Origin of the sequence: Niabella ginsenosidivorans (genome assembly GCF_001654455.1) — a bacterium.
Taxonomy (GTDB): Bacteria; Bacteroidota; Bacteroidia; order Chitinophagales; family Chitinophagaceae; genus Niabella; species Niabella ginsenosidivorans.
Window position 1 is genome coordinate 1743468 of record NZ_CP015772.1, and the last position, 16843, is coordinate 1760310.

The window sequence follows — 16843 nt, forward strand, 5'->3', positions numbered from 1 at the left end:
AAGATACAGTATATTACCTGTTTAACGCTGTTAAAGCCATCCGGTTAATGGTAAATGGCACGTCCGGGTCTTCTGCCACGCTTAGCATCCATATGCCTGAAAGGGCTGACCATGCTGCGATCCATTGCAGCATTCTTTTGGCAGGAATGCCTGTTGCTGTGCAAACTACTTTTAATTGCAGTTGCAGCCTGCCCGGCGCCAGGGCAATTTCTTTAGCCGGGTTGCAAAAAAGATTGGCATACTCAAAACCTTCATCGCCATACAATCTTTTAGGGTCTATTGCCAGCCAGCCCCGTTTATCAGAATAGAGAATGTTTTCATGATGCAGATCTCCATGCAAAACGGTTTTGGTGGTTGTTGTTTCTAAAAGCTCCCGGGCAATTGCGGCACTGGTCATAAACCGGTTGCTGTATTTTTCATGCGCATGCAGCAATTCATAAAACCAGTCGTTCAGATCAATCAGCTCCGGAAGCGGCTTACTGCGGGTTTGATGTAATTTCTTTGCCGTTGCACAGATCACTCCTGTGGCTTCGTCATCCCTGCCATTGGCAGCTATTTGTTTTAATGAAAGGTGCCCAGTAATACGTTCAAGCAATAAAGCCTCCCTGGTATATTGAAACACTTTAGCAGCGCCATATCCATCCCACCATTGCATCAATAGTCCACCGAACTGCTCTTCTTCCTCCAGCGATATTTTTAGCATTGCCTTTTGATGCCTGTAAATAACAGGCTGCAGGAGGCTGGCATATGAGAAAAAATAAGCGCCATCCGGCTCCAATTGCCATTGTTGCAGGTATTGCTTTTTGAGTTCAAGCGATTGGGTTTCTTTTTCTTTGTTCCAGAACATACAATTTGATCCTGTTGCAACTTACCACTTTTTTGTTGTTATTGTAAACGATGCAGAAAGCGGCCTCCCGACTTGTTTTGGATAAGATGAAATGCCTGGGGTTAGTAGCCAAAAAGACGATAGTGAAAACAACTTACCTGTTTGGTATTGGTGCCCCGGATTACTCTTTTCTGTCTGCAATATCCAGCATCCTGATACTATGTATTGCCGGATACCGGCAACACTACCGTAAATTCTGTGCCTACTCCAAATTCACTGTTAACGCTGATGGTACCGCCCTGTGCTTCGATCAGCTCTTTGCTGATGGAAAGGCCCAGTCCGGTACCTTCTTTTTTGGAACCGGGTATGCGAAAGTACCTGTCAAATATCTTATCCAGATAAAAAGGGGCAATGCCCTGTCCGAAATCCTTTACAGAAAATACCACCCGCTGTCCGTACGTGGTAATTGAAACGGCAATAATACTGTTATCGTGGCTATACCTGAGGGCATTGGAAATAAGATTGCTGAAGATCCAGGTTGTTTTATCGGCATCTACATGCAGCAGGGGTAGCTGCTCCGGTATCTTTGTCTGGATCCGGATATTTTTAGCTGTAGCCGCGGTTTCATTCATCTGGATAGCCTTCCGCATCAGCTCATCCGGGCGGCTCAATACCGGTTGCAATTGCAGCTTGCCACTTTCCAGTTGCGTTACGTTCAATAACTCACTTGTTATCTTTAGCAGGCGCTCTGCATCATCCTGTATGCTTTCCACCAGCTCTTTTTGCTCATTATTCAGTGTTCCGACCCCCGGGTTCTCCAGTAGCTGAGAGCTCATTTTAATGGAGGATATCGGCGTTTTTAATTCATGGGAAACAGTTGCTATGAAGTTAGTTTTTGCATAATCCAGTTCTTTAAACGGGGTGATGTTTTTCAGGAAAATAACATCGCCCAGGTGCTGTGGCTTTTTGTCTCCAACAGGAACGGCATTGATCGGGATGATCGCTTTGTCAAAATAGCTTTCTTTGTTATCTGCATATATCTTTAAAGGTTCATTTGTACCAGAAGGCTCAAAGAAGTCCCTGATGAGCATGCGGATGAGATCGTTTTTGATTGCAAGATCCTGCACCTGTTTGCCAATCACCTCTTCCGGCCGGGTATTGGTAATCTTGTAGGCCTCTTCGTTCATGAAAAGCACCTTTTTATTTTCGTCCAGGCCAATCACAGGCTCATGAATATTCTCAATCAGTGTTTCTACCCGCTGTTTTTCCGTCATTAACCTTGCAAGATTGCTGTTATTGTATTGTTCCAGTTTTTGTGCCATTGTGTTAAAGGCATTGGCCATATCGCCAAATTCATCCGGCCGGTTAAAGGTTACCCGTTTGGAGTAATTTTCGGCTGCAATGCTCTGGATGCTTTTTGTAAGCTCATCTATCGGACCTGCAATTGAAGCCGGCAGGTTCAGCAGTAACGTAAAGGATATAATGAAGCATAATGTGCCTGCTACTGCGATCCATACAATGGCCTTTTCCGCAGTTTCTGTGGCAATTTTGCTTTTCCGCTGAATGGCCTCCATGTTCACCAGCATAATATCGGCCAGGTCCTTTCTGATCTTTGTCAACATGGCCGTTGTTGTATTACCGGCTGTAATAGAGTTAAAATCCTGCTGCAGGTGATCTGTGGCCAGCCGCTCAGTGGGCTCTGTAATGTTTTTTTGCTGCATTTTGAGGTTGCTCTCAAATTTGGCACGTGCCTGGGGCAGACGTACGTCTTCATCCAGGGCCAGCAACATTTCGCGGGAGTAAGCAACAGAGTTATAGTTGGAAACCAGTATGTTCTTGGTGTCCGATGAAAGTCTGTTTACATACACGCTGGATAAAATAGCCAGAAATGCGATCAGTATAAAGAGGGCTCCCAAACCCAGTATCAATTTTGTTTTAATGCGCATTTGCTTTTGTTTTAATAGCTGCAGATTCGCACCCGCTTAACTAAGTATGACCAGATCAATATGACTATTGCTCAATTTTTTTAAAAGATTATTAAACACATTGGTGGCGCCAATGATCTGGAACAGGCTTAAATGGGGTTTGCCGATGCAGATGGTGGTTATTTTCCGCTCTTCTGCCTGCTCCACAATGGCGGCAGATATCCGATCCTCCTTTATTTTGATGATTTCCGCGCCCAGCTCTGTTGCCAGCTGGAAATTATTGATAAGATACCGCTGCTTGTTTAACTGGATCTTATCGGCGCTTTCTGCAGATGTTTCTACATACAGCACATACCATTTGCTGTGATAATAGTTGGCCAGGCGCGCGGTTTTACGGATGACGGTCTTTGCCGTAGCCTCGTTGCTGCTGATGCAGGCAAGGAACCGTTCCTGCTGAACAGGCAACTTTACGATCTCGGTTTCAACCTTGCGCTCTACGGCAGAGGCAACTTCCTTTAACGCCAGTTCCCTTAGCTGAAGGATGTTCTCATGCCTGAAGAAATTGCTGATTGCCGATTGGATCTTATCGGCCTTATAAATTTTCCCTTCTTTTAAACGGGTGATCAGCTCGTCAGATGGCAGATCAATATTTACCACATCATCGGCTTCCTTAATAAGGCTGTCCGGGATGCGCTCTGTTACATTTACACCGGTTATTGCAAGAACGTCCTCGTGCAGACTTTCAATATGCTGGATGTTTACCGCTGATATTACGTTAATACCGGCATCAAGGAGATCGCGTACATCCTGCCAGCGCTTTGCATTGCGGCTGCCCTCAATATTGGTATGGGCCAGCTCATCTACCAGCACAATTTCGGGCCGCAGGTTTATGATGGCGTCAGTGTCCATTTCTTCCAGCTCCTTTCCTTTATAAAACAGCCGCCGCCGGGGAACTTCGGGGATCCCCTTTACCAGCGCTTTTGTTTCTTCCCTGTTATGGGTTTCAATATACCCGATGCGTACATCAATGCCGTTTCTCAAAAGCGTATGCGCCTCCTGCAACATCCGGTATGTTTTTCCCACGCCGGCGCTCATGCCTATATAGAGCTTGAACCGGCCCCGTTTGCTTTTCCGGATGAGCTGTAAAAAATCTTCTGCTGAGTCCATAATGCTATGCTGTTAAAAAGAAAACGCAAGTGAACTGGTTATAAGAAATTTATTATATGTTGGTTGATTGTTTTGCAAAAATAGCTTGTCTTTACTGTTAAAGGCCCTTGCTTCTACCCGCCAGAGAAAATTGCCGGTAATTCTTCTGTCCACATTCAGGGAATATCCCCAGGTTTTAAACCCGTTGGCTGTTGCTACAGGGATGATAACGCCCCGGGGATCCTGGTAATACTCGCCACGCAAGGCTATGTTCCAGTTGTTAAGCGTATAGGCAGCTATAGCAACGGCACTGTACCAGGTGTTATAACGGTCACTGTTTTTAAACTGCTGTTCAGCTCCTGCATCCAATCCCAAAGTTAATGCGAAATGCTTTGAAAGCTGCAGTTGCCCGTACAAATCGTGGAAATAACGCATCTGGCGAATGCTGTCCGGCTTGTCATTGCCAATAAAGGAGCTGCTGTTGATTGTTATACTGGCATTGGGTTTAAAAATGACCTGATGACCAAAGGCAATGGAATTGTTCCCATCAGGACGTTCAATGCGCTGCCACCCGTTTAAAGCTAAGGCTGCTATGTACCATTTACCATTATCAGTAGTATAGGATAAACGTGCACCGGTTTCAAAATAAGGAGAGTTTTCCGCGGCAATACTGCGGGTTAGGGTCGGACCATCTTTTCCTATGGCGCTTTCCCATCCAATATGAGAGGGTAGGATACCCGCATCTATCCACAGATTTTTATTTTTTACAATCTTTACACCTGCATCCGCTTCATAAATATTTTTAAGCGCGCCTTTTTCATTGGTCATATTATCGTTTGTATATGTTCCGGCCATCAGGGCGATGTTTCCCCGCACCCGCTCCCTGTTATAACTTGCTTTGATCATTGCCAGGTTTACATTAAATGTATTATGGCGGTTGTAATTGTACAGGAACGGCGCAATAATATGATTGGCTGGTTTGTTAAAATCGTAGGCATAATATACATCTGCATAACCGCTGATTGACAGGGAGTGTTGTGCAGTGCTGTCATTTTGTGCCCATAGAGCTCTTGTTGACAGTAATGCTACTGTCAGAAAAATGTATCGCATAATTGTAAGGGCTAATTTTTTTTGATGAAAAGCTGTTTTTTACTTTATGTTATCCAGTGCAATATTTAATTTTAGAACATTGACTTTAGCCGGCCCGAATAATCCCAAAAGAGGTTTTTGAATATGGGCCTGTACCAGCATTTGAACCCGGCTTTCCGGCAGGTTGCGTGCCCTTGCTACACGAGGCACTTGTATGAAAGCAGCTGCCGGCGACAGATCGGGATCTAAACCACTGCCCGAACTGGTTACCAGTTCTGCAGGTATAGCCGTTTTCTCAACTCCCGGGTTATGCGCCAGGAACGTATCTGTTTTTGCCTGAACCTCTTTGAGGTAATGCGGGTTAGAAGGCCCTTTGTTACTACCGGCGCTGCCGGCAGCATTATAATTGACTGCGGAGGGGCGGCTCCAGAAATAGTTGTCAGCTGTGAATTTCTGTCCAATATTGGCGTACCCAACTACTTTTCCGTTCACACTTAATTTTTCACCATCGCCACCGCCTGGTGTTAACCTGCCGACTCCTGCAATCAGCAATGGATACAAAACAGCACATAGTATAATAAAGATCAGGGTTAACATTAAAGAGGGAAAAATATATTTTTTCATTTTTTGCGTTATTTTTTTACTACATAAAAAGTGCGAGCACCATATCAATTAATTTTATCCCGATAAAGGGCACTATAACACCACCTAATCCATAGATCAGCAGATTCCTGCGCAGCAACGCACTTGCCCCGATCGGCTTGTAGGCCACTCCTTTTAAAGCGAGCGGGATGAGGATCGGTATAATAATAGCGTTAAAGATAACCGCAGAAAGGATGGCACTCTGCGGACTGGTAAGATGCATGATATTTAAAGCCTGTAAAGTAGGCATGGAAGCGATGAATAAAGCCGGCACAATTGCAAAATATTTAGCTACGTCATTGGCAATAGAAAAAGTAGTCAGTGTGCCTCTTGTCATTAATAACTGCTTACCGATTTCTACAATTTCAATAAGCTTGGTAGGGTCATTATCTAAATCAACCATATTACCGGCTTCTTTTGCGGCTTGTGTACCACTATTCATTGCAACGCCCACATCTGCATGGGCCAGCGCAGGGGCATCATTGGTGCCATCGCCCATCATCGCTACCAGTTTACCACCTTCCTGCTCTTTTTTAATATAATCCATTTTGTCTTCAGGCCTGGCCTCTGCTATAAAGTCATCTACACCTGCTTTATCGGCAATATATTTGGCAGTTAAGGGATTATCGCCCGTAACCATCACTGTTTTTACACCCATTCTGCGTAAACGCTGAAAGCGTTCCCGGATGCCGGGTTTAATAATATCCTGCAATTCAATTACGCCAATTACTCTGTCGTTTTCTGCAACTACCAGCGGTGTGCCTCCGTTATTTGAAATTTCTTTTACTTTCTCAGCTATTTCTTCAGGGAAATCATAACCTGCTTTATCGCTCATTTTTTTTATAGCATCCACTGCACCTTTGCGGATGCGTACAGTGTCATAATTGATGCCCGAGCTTCTTGTTTCAGCTGTAAAAGGAACAAATTGCGGTCTTTCAATTTTTAAAGTAGCGGTATCAATTGCCGCAAGTTCCACAATCGATTTGCCTTCCGGTGTTTCATCGGCTAAAGAGCTGAGTACCGCGCATCTTATAAAATGCTTTTCTTCCACATCATTAGCGGGGAAAAAATGGGTCGCCTTTCGGTTACCAATGGTAATTGTACCTGTTTTATCAAGTAGTAAGGTATCAAGATCACCTGCTGTTTCAACGGCTTTACCGCTTTTAGTAATTACGTTGGCCTTTAACGCCCTATCCATTCCTGCAATACCTATAGCGCTTAACAAACCTCCAATTGTAGTAGGTATAAGACACACGTATAGTGAAACAAATGCTGCAATAGTAATGGGCGTATTGGCATAATCGGCGAAGGGCTTCAGCGTAACGCAAACGATGAGAAAAATTAATGTAAAACAGGCCAGCAAAATTGTAAGCGCAATTTCATTAGGCGTTTTTTGACGGCTGGCACCTTCTACCAATGCAATCATTTTATCCAAAAAGCTTTCTCCGGGATCGGTGGTTACCTTAACTTTTATATGATCGCTCAACACCTTGGTGCCGCCTGTTACGGAACTTTTGTCACCGCCTGCTTCACGGATTACCGGGGCTGATTCGCCCGTGATCGCACTTTCATCAATAGTGGCGAGCCCTTCAATGATCTCCCCGTCAATAGGAATAATGTCTCCCGTTTCACATATAAAAAGATCACCTTTCTGAAGTTGTGAAGAGGGAACGGTTTTTACCTCGTTTACATACATTTCTCCTACAAGGAAAACTTTTTTTGCCGGGGTATCTTCTCTTGTTTTCCGCAAGCTATTTGCCTGGGCTCTGCCCCTTGCTTCTGCTATAGCTTCGGCAAAGTTGGCAAATAATACTGTTATAAATAAAATAACAAAAATGGTAATATTATACGCCAAGCTGCCCTGCGATTGCTCCCCGGCCATGATCCAGCAACATACGCCCAGCATAATAATAGTACCAATGTAAACGGTGAACATGACCGGGTTTTTCATCATAACGCCCGGCTTTAGTTTTATAAAAGATTGCTTTATGGCTTCCTTAATTAAAGAAGCGTTTAATAATTTATTTTGTGATTCTTGTTTCATTGCCTGATATAAATTGTTTAAATGTTCAATGAATATTACAATAATTTATAAACGTGTTTATTGTAAAAGCTTTAAATATTCTGCTATCGGCCCAACCACTAAAGGGGGGAAATAAGACAGCGCGGTGATGATGAGAATAACAGCGAACGTCATGATGCCAAAGGTTGCAGAGTCTGCTTTCAATGTGCCTGCTGATTCGGGAATATATTTTTTATTGGCCAGTAACCCGGCAATGGCAACAGGCCCGATAATGGGTAAATACCTTCCCAGTATCATGGCAATGCCTGCTGTAATGTTCCAGAAAGCATTATTATCAGCCAATCCTTCAAAACCACTGCCATTATTAGCATTGGCCGAAGTAAACTGATACAACATCTCGCTGAATCCATGATAGCCGGGATTATTAAGCCAGTTAGCGGGCTTCACCGCCCATCCTATATCAGGATGGTGAACAAAATAATAGGCTGCTAATGCTGTGCCCCCTTTAATAATAAAGGCAGAGAGTAATGTAACCAGGGCAGCTATCTTTACTTCACGGGCTTCCACTTTATGCCCCATAAATTCAGGCGTTCGCCCTACCATCAATCCTGATATAAATACTGCAATGATGATATAGATATAATAGTTCAGTAACCCTACACCACACCCCCCGTAAAACGCGTTGACCAGCATACCCAATAGTTGCATTAAACCGGAAAGCGCCATGGAGCTATCATGCATGGAATTGACAGAACCTGTGGAAATAACAGTCGTTAATATGCTCCAGTAACCTGAAGCCGCCGGGCCAAACCGCACTTCCTTACCTTCCATTGCACCGGTAGGTTGCAGAATACCCATACGGGCTATTTCAGGATTACCATGAATTTCCGTGCTTATGGTGGGGACCAATAAGCAGAGCATGCCAACCGTCATAACGCCAAAAATGACATAAGCCAGTTTTTTCCTTTTTAAATAAAATCCTAACGCAAATATCATTGCCATAGGTATCAGCACCTGCGCGATTATCTCCAGCATATTTGTGAAATAATTCGGGTTTTCCAGAGGGTGGGCTGAATTGGCCCCAAACCAACCGCCACCATTTGTACCGAGATGTTTGATGGCAATCATACCGGCAGCGGGTCCGCGGGATACCTGTGTTGTGTCACCCTGCAGGGTAGTAATGGTGTCTTTCCCTGCATAACTGGCAGGGGTGCCGTTGAAAGCCAGCAATACTGCAATGAGGATACAAACCGGCAATAAGATGCGGGTAATGGTCTTTGTAAAAATTACCCAGAAATTGCCAAGATCGTTGGTGGTTTTTTCTTTCAGGCCTTTAAAAACAGCAATCAGGCAGGCTATTCCTGTGGCAGCGCTTACAAATTGTAAGAAGGTAATCACAAATAACTGCGTTAAATAGGTTACGCCTGTTTCGCCTGAATAGTCTTGCAAATTACAATTTACTAAAAAGCTGATAGCCGTATTAAAACTCAGGTCGGGCGTCATATCAGGGTTCCCATCCGGATTTAGAGGCAGGTGAGACTGGTAACGAAACATAAAAAAAGCGTAAACCAGCCATAACAGATTAATGCTCAGCATAGCCTTTAGGAATTCTTGCCAATTCATCCCCTGTGCGGCGTTCACCCTGCTGATGCGAAAAATAAAACGCTCCAGCGGGTTCATAAAATCAGTAAGTGTTTTTTCCCCGTTAAATACTTTAGCTATATACTTTCCAAATGGATATGCTAATAATACGGTTATAAGAAAACAGGCAATAACACCTGATAATTCAGTATTCATGTACAATTCAATTTTTGTGGTTAAAATTTTTCTGGCTTCAACAGCACATATAAGAGGTATATAAATACCAGGATCGAGACTATTAATAATGCATTAATCATTGTTTCATATTTTTTCAAAAAAGTCAATAGATTTAAAGAACAGGTAAAAGCAGGTCAGACCCGCCAGCAATAGAATGATTGTCATATAGATTTATTTTTTGTTTTTTATGTTGAGGATCAAATAGCAGGGCCGTGCACAAGCAATTTTTATACCCTGTCGATTGCAGCGTATTATAATGAGCGCAGCTTTTACAATTTTCCCGGAATAAGATGCCCAGTGTAATTTCAGCACAGGTAACCGGATTGAGTCCTAAGCTGGCGTTTATTTTCATTGTTGCGAGGCCGGTAGTGATACCAAATATTTTGGCATTAGGGAATTTTTTCCTTGTTAGCCTGAATAGATTCTTTTTCAGTTTCGTGGCAACGCCTCTTCTTCTCCAGTGAGGCGATACAATAAGGCCACAATGCGATACCAATTGATCGTCTTCCCAGCCTGATTGCGTAGCAGCAATTACGGCTTTCCCTTCCCGGATTTCCTGATTGATCAATTCCGGTGAACGTTTAGCAATTCCGGTTCCCCTCGCTTTTGCGGACGCTTCCATTTCGTTTACGATTGTCCTGGCATATTGCTGATCCTGGGGAACAGCTACACGGATAAGGATATCATTTATTTTCAACTTATAAAATTTAGAGATTAATAAATTGGTTTATAATCCTGAAGTAGACATTTGCTGAACATACACGGAATAAAGCGTTACGGGTATTTTGGTCTGAATCACTTTCCATTCCCTGTCATTGCATTTGGCTTGCCAACTCGAAAAAGAGAATACAAAAACATTTTCAATGGCGCTTTTTACAAAGCGGTTCCCTTTACCATAAATAGTGCCTACTAAACGCATGCATTGTATAACCTTAGGTAAATTATGTAGAGAAAGCATTTTTTTAGAATAGCCGGCTAATACGTTCATGATCTGAACCGCATCCCCAAAAGCGGAGATCTTTTTTATTTCCGGGCAAATACCAGGTATTTTATCTTCAATCATTGCCGGAATTTCATATTGATTCATAATGGTTGTTTTTATTATGCAGCTGTATTGCCAAATACATTCCAATTGTGAGCCGGCATGCCTTATAACGCTATTAATCAGTTAAATATGAATAGCTCATTCAGTGCCGGTGCATTAAAAAAGCCTATCAAAATGATAGGCCTGTTATCAAAATGAGTGGTTTTTGATCAGAGCTGGTATTCTTCTATTTTCCTGTATAAGGTGGCAATTCCTATTTCAAGCAGGCGGGCGGCTTCTGCTTTGTTTCCCCCGGTAAATTGTAATATCCGTTGTATATGGCTTTTTTCCATAGCTGCCATGGAGCAGGGGTTGATGTTTGCTTTGCCGGCTGCTGCGGCATATTGCTGTATTTCAAACGGCAGGTCTTCAACGTGAAGCTCATCGCCCTGCATTACTATTACGCCGCGTTCAATTACATTCTTCAGTTCACGGATGTTTCCCGGCCAGTTGTGGTGCTTTAACAGCTCCAGAGCTTCTTTTGAGATGGATGCGTTTTTCCTGTTTGTCTTTTGTGCAAAAGCTGTTAAATAGGACCGGGCCAATAGGGGCACATCCTCTTTCCGTTCCCTTAAAGAAGGAAGTTTTATTTCAAAGATCGAAATCCTGTAATAAAGATCTTCCCTGAAACTTCCTGCTTTAATGGCCTCCTGCAGGTCGCGGTTGGTTGCGGCTATCAGCCGTATATTGATCTGGGTAGGCCTGTTTTCGCCAATTTTTATGAATTCACCGGCTTCCAGCACCCGTAATAATTTTGCCTGCAGGTCTACCGGCATTTCACCGATCTCATCAAGAAACAATGTTCCGTTATGAGCTTCTTCCAGCAGCCCGGTCTGGTCTTTTGTTGCACCGGTAAAGGATCCTGCCCTATGGCCAAATAATTCACCTTCCAGCAGGTCGCGGCTAAAGGCCGCACAGTTGATCGCCACAAAATTCTTATGCCTCCGTTTACTTCCTTCATGAACAGCCCGGGCAAATACTTCCTTTCCTGTTCCTGTTTCGCCGGTCATTAAAACAGTGGTATCCGTAAAGGCCACCTTTCTTGCCAGCGTAATGGCCTGTTGTATGGCAGCGGATTTGCCGATAATGTTGTCAAAGGAATATTTATTACCCAATTGTTTTTCCAGGTGCTTTACCCTTTTTGTAAGGGCCACTTTTTCAATAGCCCGGTTCAGCAGCGGAATGATCTTATTGTTGTCATCTCCCTTTGTAATATAATCAAAGGCTCCGTTCTTTATAGCCTGTACACCATCCGCAATATTCCCGTATGCGGTCAGAAGAATGATCTCTGTTTCCGGTCGCTCCGATTTTATTTTTTTTACCAGATCCACACCGTTGCCATCCGGCAGCTTTACATCGCAAAGCACTACGTCAATGTCTGTTTTCTCGAGGTGTTTTAAGCCGGATCTGCAATCACCCGCCTGCAATACTTCAAATCCTTCCAGGGTAATAATACGGGAAAGTAACAGCCTTAGCTTTTCTTCATCATCAATGATCAGCACTTTATTTTTCATCTTCAGAAATGATAGCAAATGTACTACAATAAGGCACATTCCTCATTACCGGTTGCAGGTTGCCGTATTTGAGTTTGCGTGGTGGGCCAAGTTTGGCAGATTCCTGCCACATTCCTGCTGCTCTTTCTGTAAAAAGTAATAGGTTTGTGCACATGATTGTAAAAAAATGTATATATTAGAATTGTGAGTGATCCAATACCTACCATAAAAGAAATAGCAAAACGGCTGAATGTTTCCGTGTCTACCGTTTCAAGGGCGTTGAGTGATCACCCCCGGATCAGCGAAAAAACAAAAGAAGCGGTAAAGGAACTAGCCAAGGCATTGCATTATGAACCCAACTCTAAAGCCATTTTTTTTAAGCAGAAGAAAAGTTATGTTATCGGGGTGATTGTTCCTTTGATCTATGAAGATTTCTTTTCAAAAGGGATAAGCGGCATTGAATCCGTAGCCATGAATAACGGCTATACCATCCTGTTTGGTCAAAGCTACGATAGTCTGGAGAAGGAGCGGGTGGTGGTGGATGCCATGAAGAGCCAGCGGGTGGACGGGCTGATCATTTCTTTATCAAAAGAGACCAGCAGGAATGACCATTTAAAGGCCCTGGATACCTATAATATACCTGTTGTATACTTCGACAGAGTACCGTCCCTGCCCGATGTGAATAAGGTGTACAGCAATCTTTTTGAAGGTACGGTGAGCATGATCGAATGGCTGTTTAAACAGGGCAGGAAGCGGATCGCATTCATCAACGGCCCAAGTGCTTTAATAGCATCAAAGGAACGGTTAGACGGTTATATTGAAGGTGTATCCCGCAGGAAGTTAAAAGTGGACATGCAGATGGTGGAGCAGACCGACTTTTCTGAAGAAGGTACGCATAAAGCAATAGCAAGGCTGCTTTCTTTGAAAAAACCACCGGATGCTATTATCAGCTTTAATGATTATGTGCATATGGACGCAGTAAAATTTGCGGTGAAGCAACAGGTAAAAATCAATGAAGAAATCCTTTTTGCCAGCTATGCCAATATCTCGGTCAATAAACATACGGCATACCCTCCGGTTGTTTCAGTAGACCAGTTCCCTTACAAACAGGGAGAAGAGGCTATGAAAATGATGATGGAGCTGCTGCGGCACAAACAGGAAGGCACAAATGCCGCGCCCGGATTTTATAATAAGGAAATGCGGGCCCTTTTGGTTTTTAATTAGAATAATTTCCAAAGCAGATGCACCTGAAGACCGCTTCCCTGCGTTTCAAGTAACGACCGCTGCTGTATGATCACTGTATTCCTTTTTCCCGTTAAACCGGTTTGTGGCTGACCACTTTGCGGACCTTGCATAAGCCTGTTATGGACAATCGTTTGCACGTTTTTTTGTGTATTTTCATAAACATTATTTTATACATTTAGCCTTTTGAAACCGAAATATGGATAAAATACTTGCCGGATTTGGAATAAAGAAATCTGAGTGTTCTATAAAACCTTTTGGAAGCGGTCTTATCAATCATACCTGGATCCTTAGTAATGCCGATGGCGATTTTATTTTACAAAAAGTAAATGAGCATGTATTTAAAAAACCGGAAGATATTGCCTGGAATATTGAATTTATTAATGCTTATTTAAAAGAACAGGCACCTTCTTATTTTTTTGTAGCTCCCATTAAAACGGTTAATGGCCGGTCAATATTGTTTATTGAAGGAGCGGGGTATTATCGTCTGTTTCCTTTTGTAAAAGGAAGCTGTTCTTTTAATGTGGTGGGCAATCCTGACCAGGCTTATGAGGCTGCAAGGCAGTTTGGCCTGTTTACAAAAGTTTTGTCAGGGATTGATGTAGCGCAGCTGAGGATCACGCTTCCGTCTTTCCATGATTTATCCTTGCGTTACCGGCAGTTCCTGGAAGCATTGGAATACGGGAATACCAAACGTATAAAGGAGGCCGCACTGCTGATTGCCGAATTAAAAAGTCATGCAACTATTGCAGACCGGTTTGAAGTCCTGAAAAAGGATCCTGCGTTTAAGCAACGGGTGACACACCACGATACCAAGATCAGCAATGTGCTTTTTGATAAAGACAATAAAGGGCTTTGTGTTATTGACCTGGATACTGTAATGCCCGGCTATTTTATCAGTGATGTCGGGGATATGATGCGTACGTATCTGTGCCCCGTAAGCGAGGAAGAAAGCGATTTCAGTAAAATAGAGGTTCGCGACGATTATTATCAGGCGATCATGAAAGGATATTTGGAGGAAATGAACGGGGAGCTGACTGCTGCCGAAAAAGGATGTTTTTTTTATTCAGGGCTGTTTATGATCTATATGCAGGCCCTGCGGTTCCTGACGGATCATTTGAATGATGACCAGTATTACGGCGCAAAATATGCGGGGCATAATTTTGTAAGAGCGCAGAACCAGGCCACTTTATTAAAAAGACTGCTGGAAAAAGAAAAAGTATTGTCCTGATCGCTATTTCTTTGAAATTTTCAGAAAAATTATCTTACATTTGCACCCGCTTCATTTGTAAGGCAGGTAGTGCGTGGTGCTCAGGGGGCCAGTGGTACAGGTTCTGAAAATGTAAAAAATAAGTTCGGGGAGTAGCGCAGGCCGGTAGCGCACCTGGTTTGGGACCAGGGGGTCGCAGGTTCGAATCCTGTCTCCCCGACAATTTGGATTTCATATCCAGTTAAAGCCTTACAAATCAAGATATTTGTAAGGCTTTTTTAATTTCCGCTTGTCAAATAATTTCAAAAACAGCAAAATTCAGGTGAGTAAATCAGTGAGTATTTACAGGCATGGATTTTGCACTCGCCAAATTGTTGGTAACTAATTGTATTTTAAATATTTATGTTGTATTTTATGACACATTTTGAGAGGATGCGAAAAGAATTGGAACCTGCGGCGCATTGATTCAAGTGAAGAATGATTTCAATTCATTTCAAAACCTTTTAAAAATGATTGTATGGAAACGCAAACATTTAGTGTGAGTTTTTTAATTCGAAAATGCAAAGCTGACAAAACACGGGCTGACATTTATGCACGCATTACTGTTGACGGAGACGAAAAGGAATTGTCTACGAAGGAACAGATTGATACACTGTCCTTGTAAGCAGGGAGGGTTTCAGATAATATGGTATTGATTGGAACAGAATTAGCAACAGGAACGTCTGTAACAGATGTTTCTGACTTTAAAGATGATTGGTACCGATCCGTTTTTGCACATAATTCTTTAAATAGTATTGTCAGGTTAAATATTCACGAATATGTCCATACCCAGCAAAAAATAAATAATAGTATTCAGTTATTGAACCAGGTAATCAAAGAAGGTTCTTGCGATTTTATTACTGAGCTGGTTTTAGGAAGACCATTGCAAACAAATTATATTTCATTTGGGAATTTGCATTCAGACAAAATAAAAAAGAAATTTAAACAGGAAATGTTTTTAAATCTTGAATTTGAGGGCAATTGGCTATATAATGGTATTCAAAGAGGAGACAGTTCAGATTTAGGGTACTATATTGGCTATGAAATATGCAAGTCGTACTACAATAATTCAAGCGATAAAACAAAAGCGATAAAAGATATCATTGAACTAAACTATAGTGATGACAAGGCCATTGAGGAGTTTCTTATCAAATCCAAATTTTACAAAGAAAAAATCAATAGGAAAAAATTATTAAAAGAATATAAAAAAGAACTGCCGCGAATTGTAAAAATCGGTCCTTTCAAAAATGGTGCGCATAACGTGGATCCCAAAATACGTGAGTTTCGGATTACCTTTTCCAAGGAAATGATTCCGGAAAATTATTCCATTGACTACTCCGAAAAAGGAAAAGATTATTTTTCTATAAAAAAAGTAATCGGTTTTGAGAATAATGATAAAACCTTTGTTCTGCGCATTGAACTGCAACCTGGCAAGGAATATGAATTTATAATAACAAACAAGAGCTTCAAATCAAAAGACGGGTATAAGCTGAAAGAAGAAAAATATCCCGTGAAATTCAGGACGAAATAAAATTTATTCGGGAGCTTATCTTTTAAAGCTGCCTTTGATGTGCTGGGAAGCCCTGCAAAGCTTACACATGTTCCGACCGGGATTGTGAAAAGCGTTTTGCAGGTAATGCACCGGCTGACCAGCAGCAGGGTGTATGGCCCGTTTGAATTTGTTACGACTATACTTTCCAATGACATGGTGGCGCCCGCTTTTGGTCAGGATACCTTAGGCGATTATTTTTAAACAGCTGGTAAAAAGATAATGTTTCATAACACATAGTCTCTAAATTAAAGAGATTGTAAATTTTGATTGGCAGGACTATAATCGTTTCGGATAGAAAAGATTTAAAAAATGAAAGATGCGCCAGGCCGGTACTGTGCTAATAAGCAGGTTCCGGGCTGATAAGCCTGAAACACTCTGTTAGGTCTTGTTGTTACACTTGCATTCTTTATTTTTTGCCAGGGATGAGAAATATATTACAGGGCACGTTATTACAATCCGCAACATATAAAAGTAAAAGCCGGCGTTTTAAAAACTGAGGCCCGTTACCGCCGCTTATAGACTTCAAATACATAAAATAATTGATCTGTTTAAGCTTCGTCTTTTGTGTTTTTTACTAAGCTTATACCTGAGAAAAAAAAGATTAATCCAATAACACCTATAACAATAAGTGATGTATAACTGGTGCTTTTGTTAATTAATTCATAGCCCGTATAAATCAGACTGATAACGCCTAAAATGGTAAGTACCGCTCCAAAGACACGTTTTACATTCATAACCTTAGTTTTTTAGTATA

General features: G+C 42.2%; 16 protein-coding genes and 1 tRNA gene. 5 read left to right on the forward strand and 12 right to left on the reverse strand.

The window, feature by feature from the left end; translation table 11 throughout:
• Window positions 1-13: 13 nt before the first annotated feature.
• From A8C56_RS07285 to A8C56_RS07330, 11 genes are all read right to left on the reverse strand, one after another.
• Complete coding sequence (locus A8C56_RS07285; protein WP_067753919.1) at window positions 14-847, reverse strand: aminoglycoside phosphotransferase family protein; 834 nt, start codon at window positions 845-847, stop codon at window positions 14-16.
• Window positions 848-1044: 197 nt separating this feature from the next.
• Window positions 1045-2772 carry an ATP-binding protein gene (locus A8C56_RS07290; RefSeq protein ID WP_067753922.1) on the reverse strand — a complete coding sequence of 576 codons (1728 nt, stop codon included), beginning with the start codon at window positions 2770-2772 and terminating at the stop codon, window positions 1045-1047.
• 36 nt (window positions 2773-2808) lie between these two features.
• Window positions 2809-3918: a histidine kinase gene (locus A8C56_RS07295; RefSeq protein WP_067753925.1), complete on the reverse strand. Its 1110-nt coding sequence runs from the start codon at window positions 3916-3918 to the stop codon at window positions 2809-2811.
• Window positions 3919-3930: 12 nt separating this feature from the next.
• Entirely contained in the window at window positions 3931-5007 is a 1077-nt protein-coding gene (locus tag A8C56_RS07300) for a porin (protein ID WP_067753928.1), read from the reverse strand.
• Between the two features lie 39 nt (window positions 5008-5046).
• Complete coding sequence (locus A8C56_RS07305) at window positions 5047-5610, reverse strand: K(+)-transporting ATPase subunit C (RefSeq protein WP_067753931.1); 564 nt, start codon at window positions 5608-5610, stop codon at window positions 5047-5049.
• A 19-nt stretch (window positions 5611-5629) separates the two neighbouring features.
• Window positions 5630-7672 carry a potassium-transporting ATPase subunit KdpB gene (kdpB, locus tag A8C56_RS07310; protein ID WP_067753934.1) on the reverse strand — a complete coding sequence of 681 codons (2043 nt, stop codon included), beginning with the start codon at window positions 7670-7672 and terminating at the stop codon, window positions 5630-5632.
• 57 nt (window positions 7673-7729) lie between these two features.
• Window positions 7730-9448 (reverse strand): potassium-transporting ATPase subunit KdpA, encoded by a 1719-nt coding sequence (kdpA, locus tag A8C56_RS07315; protein ID WP_067753937.1) that lies wholly within the window; start codon window positions 9446-9448, stop codon window positions 7730-7732.
• A gap of 20 nt (window positions 9449-9468) precedes the next feature.
• Window positions 9469-9549, reverse strand: coding sequence for a K(+)-transporting ATPase subunit F (gene kdpF / locus A8C56_RS23840; protein ID WP_157098102.1), 81 nt, complete (start codon window positions 9547-9549; stop codon window positions 9469-9471).
• Window positions 9550-9581: 32 nt separating this feature from the next.
• Window positions 9582-10166 carry a GNAT family protein gene (locus A8C56_RS07320; RefSeq protein ID WP_067753940.1) on the reverse strand — a complete coding sequence of 195 codons (585 nt, stop codon included), beginning with the start codon at window positions 10164-10166 and terminating at the stop codon, window positions 9582-9584.
• Window positions 10167-10196: 30 nt separating this feature from the next.
• Window positions 10197-10556 (reverse strand): DUF7674 family protein, encoded by a 360-nt coding sequence (locus tag A8C56_RS07325; protein WP_157097905.1) that lies wholly within the window; start codon window positions 10554-10556, stop codon window positions 10197-10199.
• A gap of 167 nt (window positions 10557-10723) precedes the next feature.
• Window positions 10724-12067 (reverse strand): sigma-54-dependent transcriptional regulator, encoded by a 1344-nt coding sequence (locus A8C56_RS07330; RefSeq protein ID WP_067753946.1) that lies wholly within the window; start codon window positions 12065-12067, stop codon window positions 10724-10726.
• A 183-nt stretch (window positions 12068-12250) separates the two neighbouring features.
• Here A8C56_RS07330 and A8C56_RS07335 point away from each other — a divergent pair, with 183 nt between their 5' ends.
• The 5 genes from A8C56_RS07335 (at window position 12251) to A8C56_RS07355 (ending at window position 16290) form a co-directional block, all read left to right on the forward strand.
• Window positions 12251-13270 carry a LacI family DNA-binding transcriptional regulator gene (locus A8C56_RS07335; RefSeq protein WP_084490087.1) on the forward strand — a complete coding sequence of 340 codons (1020 nt, stop codon included), beginning with the start codon at window positions 12251-12253 and terminating at the stop codon, window positions 13268-13270.
• Window positions 13271-13487: 217 nt separating this feature from the next.
• Window positions 13488-14519, forward strand: coding sequence for a phosphotransferase enzyme family protein (locus A8C56_RS07340; protein ID WP_067753953.1), 1032 nt, complete (start codon window positions 13488-13490; stop codon window positions 14517-14519).
• A 125-nt stretch (window positions 14520-14644) separates the two neighbouring features.
• Window positions 14645-14718: transfer RNA gene (locus A8C56_RS07345), tRNA-Pro, on the forward strand.
• 465 nt (window positions 14719-15183) lie between these two features.
• Window positions 15184-16068: a DUF2268 domain-containing putative Zn-dependent protease gene (locus tag A8C56_RS07350; RefSeq protein ID WP_067753957.1), complete on the forward strand. Its 885-nt coding sequence runs from the start codon at window positions 15184-15186 to the stop codon at window positions 16066-16068.
• Window positions 16069-16107: 39 nt separating this feature from the next.
• Complete coding sequence (locus tag A8C56_RS07355) at window positions 16108-16290, forward strand: hypothetical protein (protein ID WP_067753960.1); 183 nt, start codon at window positions 16108-16110, stop codon at window positions 16288-16290.
• Window positions 16291-16637: 347 nt separating this feature from the next.
• Here the strand turns inward: A8C56_RS07355 and A8C56_RS07360 are convergent, their stop codons facing one another.
• Complete coding sequence (locus A8C56_RS07360; RefSeq protein WP_067753963.1) at window positions 16638-16823, reverse strand: hypothetical protein; 186 nt, start codon at window positions 16821-16823, stop codon at window positions 16638-16640.
• Between the last annotated feature and the right edge of the window lie 20 nt (window positions 16824-16843).

Excerpts from the sequence above, each read along its gene's own strand:
- A8C56_RS07285 (WP_067753919.1), bottom strand. The coding sequence starts at position 847 with ATGTTCTGGAACAAAGAAAAAGAAACCCAATCGCTTGAACTCAAAAAG.
- A8C56_RS07290 (WP_067753922.1), bottom strand. The coding sequence starts at position 2,772 with ATGCGCATTAAAACAAAATTGATACTGGGTTTGGGAGCCCTCTTTATA.
- A8C56_RS07295 (WP_067753925.1), bottom strand. The coding sequence starts at position 3,918 with ATGGACTCAGCAGAAGATTTTTTACAGCTCATCCGGAAAAGCAAACGG.
- A8C56_RS07300 (WP_067753928.1), bottom strand. The coding sequence starts at position 5,007 with ATGCGATACATTTTTCTGACAGTAGCATTACTGTCAACAAGAGCTCTA.
- A8C56_RS07305 (WP_067753931.1), bottom strand. The coding sequence starts at position 5,610 with ATGAAAAAATATATTTTTCCCTCTTTAATGTTAACCCTGATCTTTATT.
- kdpB (WP_067753934.1), bottom strand. The coding sequence starts at position 7,672 with ATGAAACAAGAATCACAAAATAAATTATTAAACGCTTCTTTAATTAAG.
- kdpA (WP_067753937.1), bottom strand. The coding sequence starts at position 9,448 with ATGAATACTGAATTATCAGGTGTTATTGCCTGTTTTCTTATAACCGTA.
- kdpF (WP_157098102.1), bottom strand. The coding sequence starts at position 9,549 with ATGATTAATGCATTATTAATAGTCTCGATCCTGGTATTTATATACCTC.
- A8C56_RS07325 (WP_157097905.1), bottom strand. The coding sequence starts at position 10,556 with ATGAATCAATATGAAATTCCGGCAATGATTGAAGATAAAATACCTGGT.
- A8C56_RS07330 (WP_067753946.1), bottom strand. The coding sequence starts at position 12,067 with ATGAAAAATAAAGTGCTGATCATTGATGATGAAGAAAAGCTAAGGCTG.
- A8C56_RS07340 (WP_067753953.1), top strand. The coding sequence starts at position 13,488 with ATGGATAAAATACTTGCCGGATTTGGAATAAAGAAATCTGAGTGTTCT.
- A8C56_RS07350 (WP_067753957.1), top strand. The coding sequence starts at position 15,184 with ATGGTATTGATTGGAACAGAATTAGCAACAGGAACGTCTGTAACAGAT.
- A8C56_RS07360 (WP_067753963.1), bottom strand. The coding sequence starts at position 16,823 with ATGAATGTAAAACGTGTCTTTGGAGCGGTACTTACCATTTTAGGCGTT.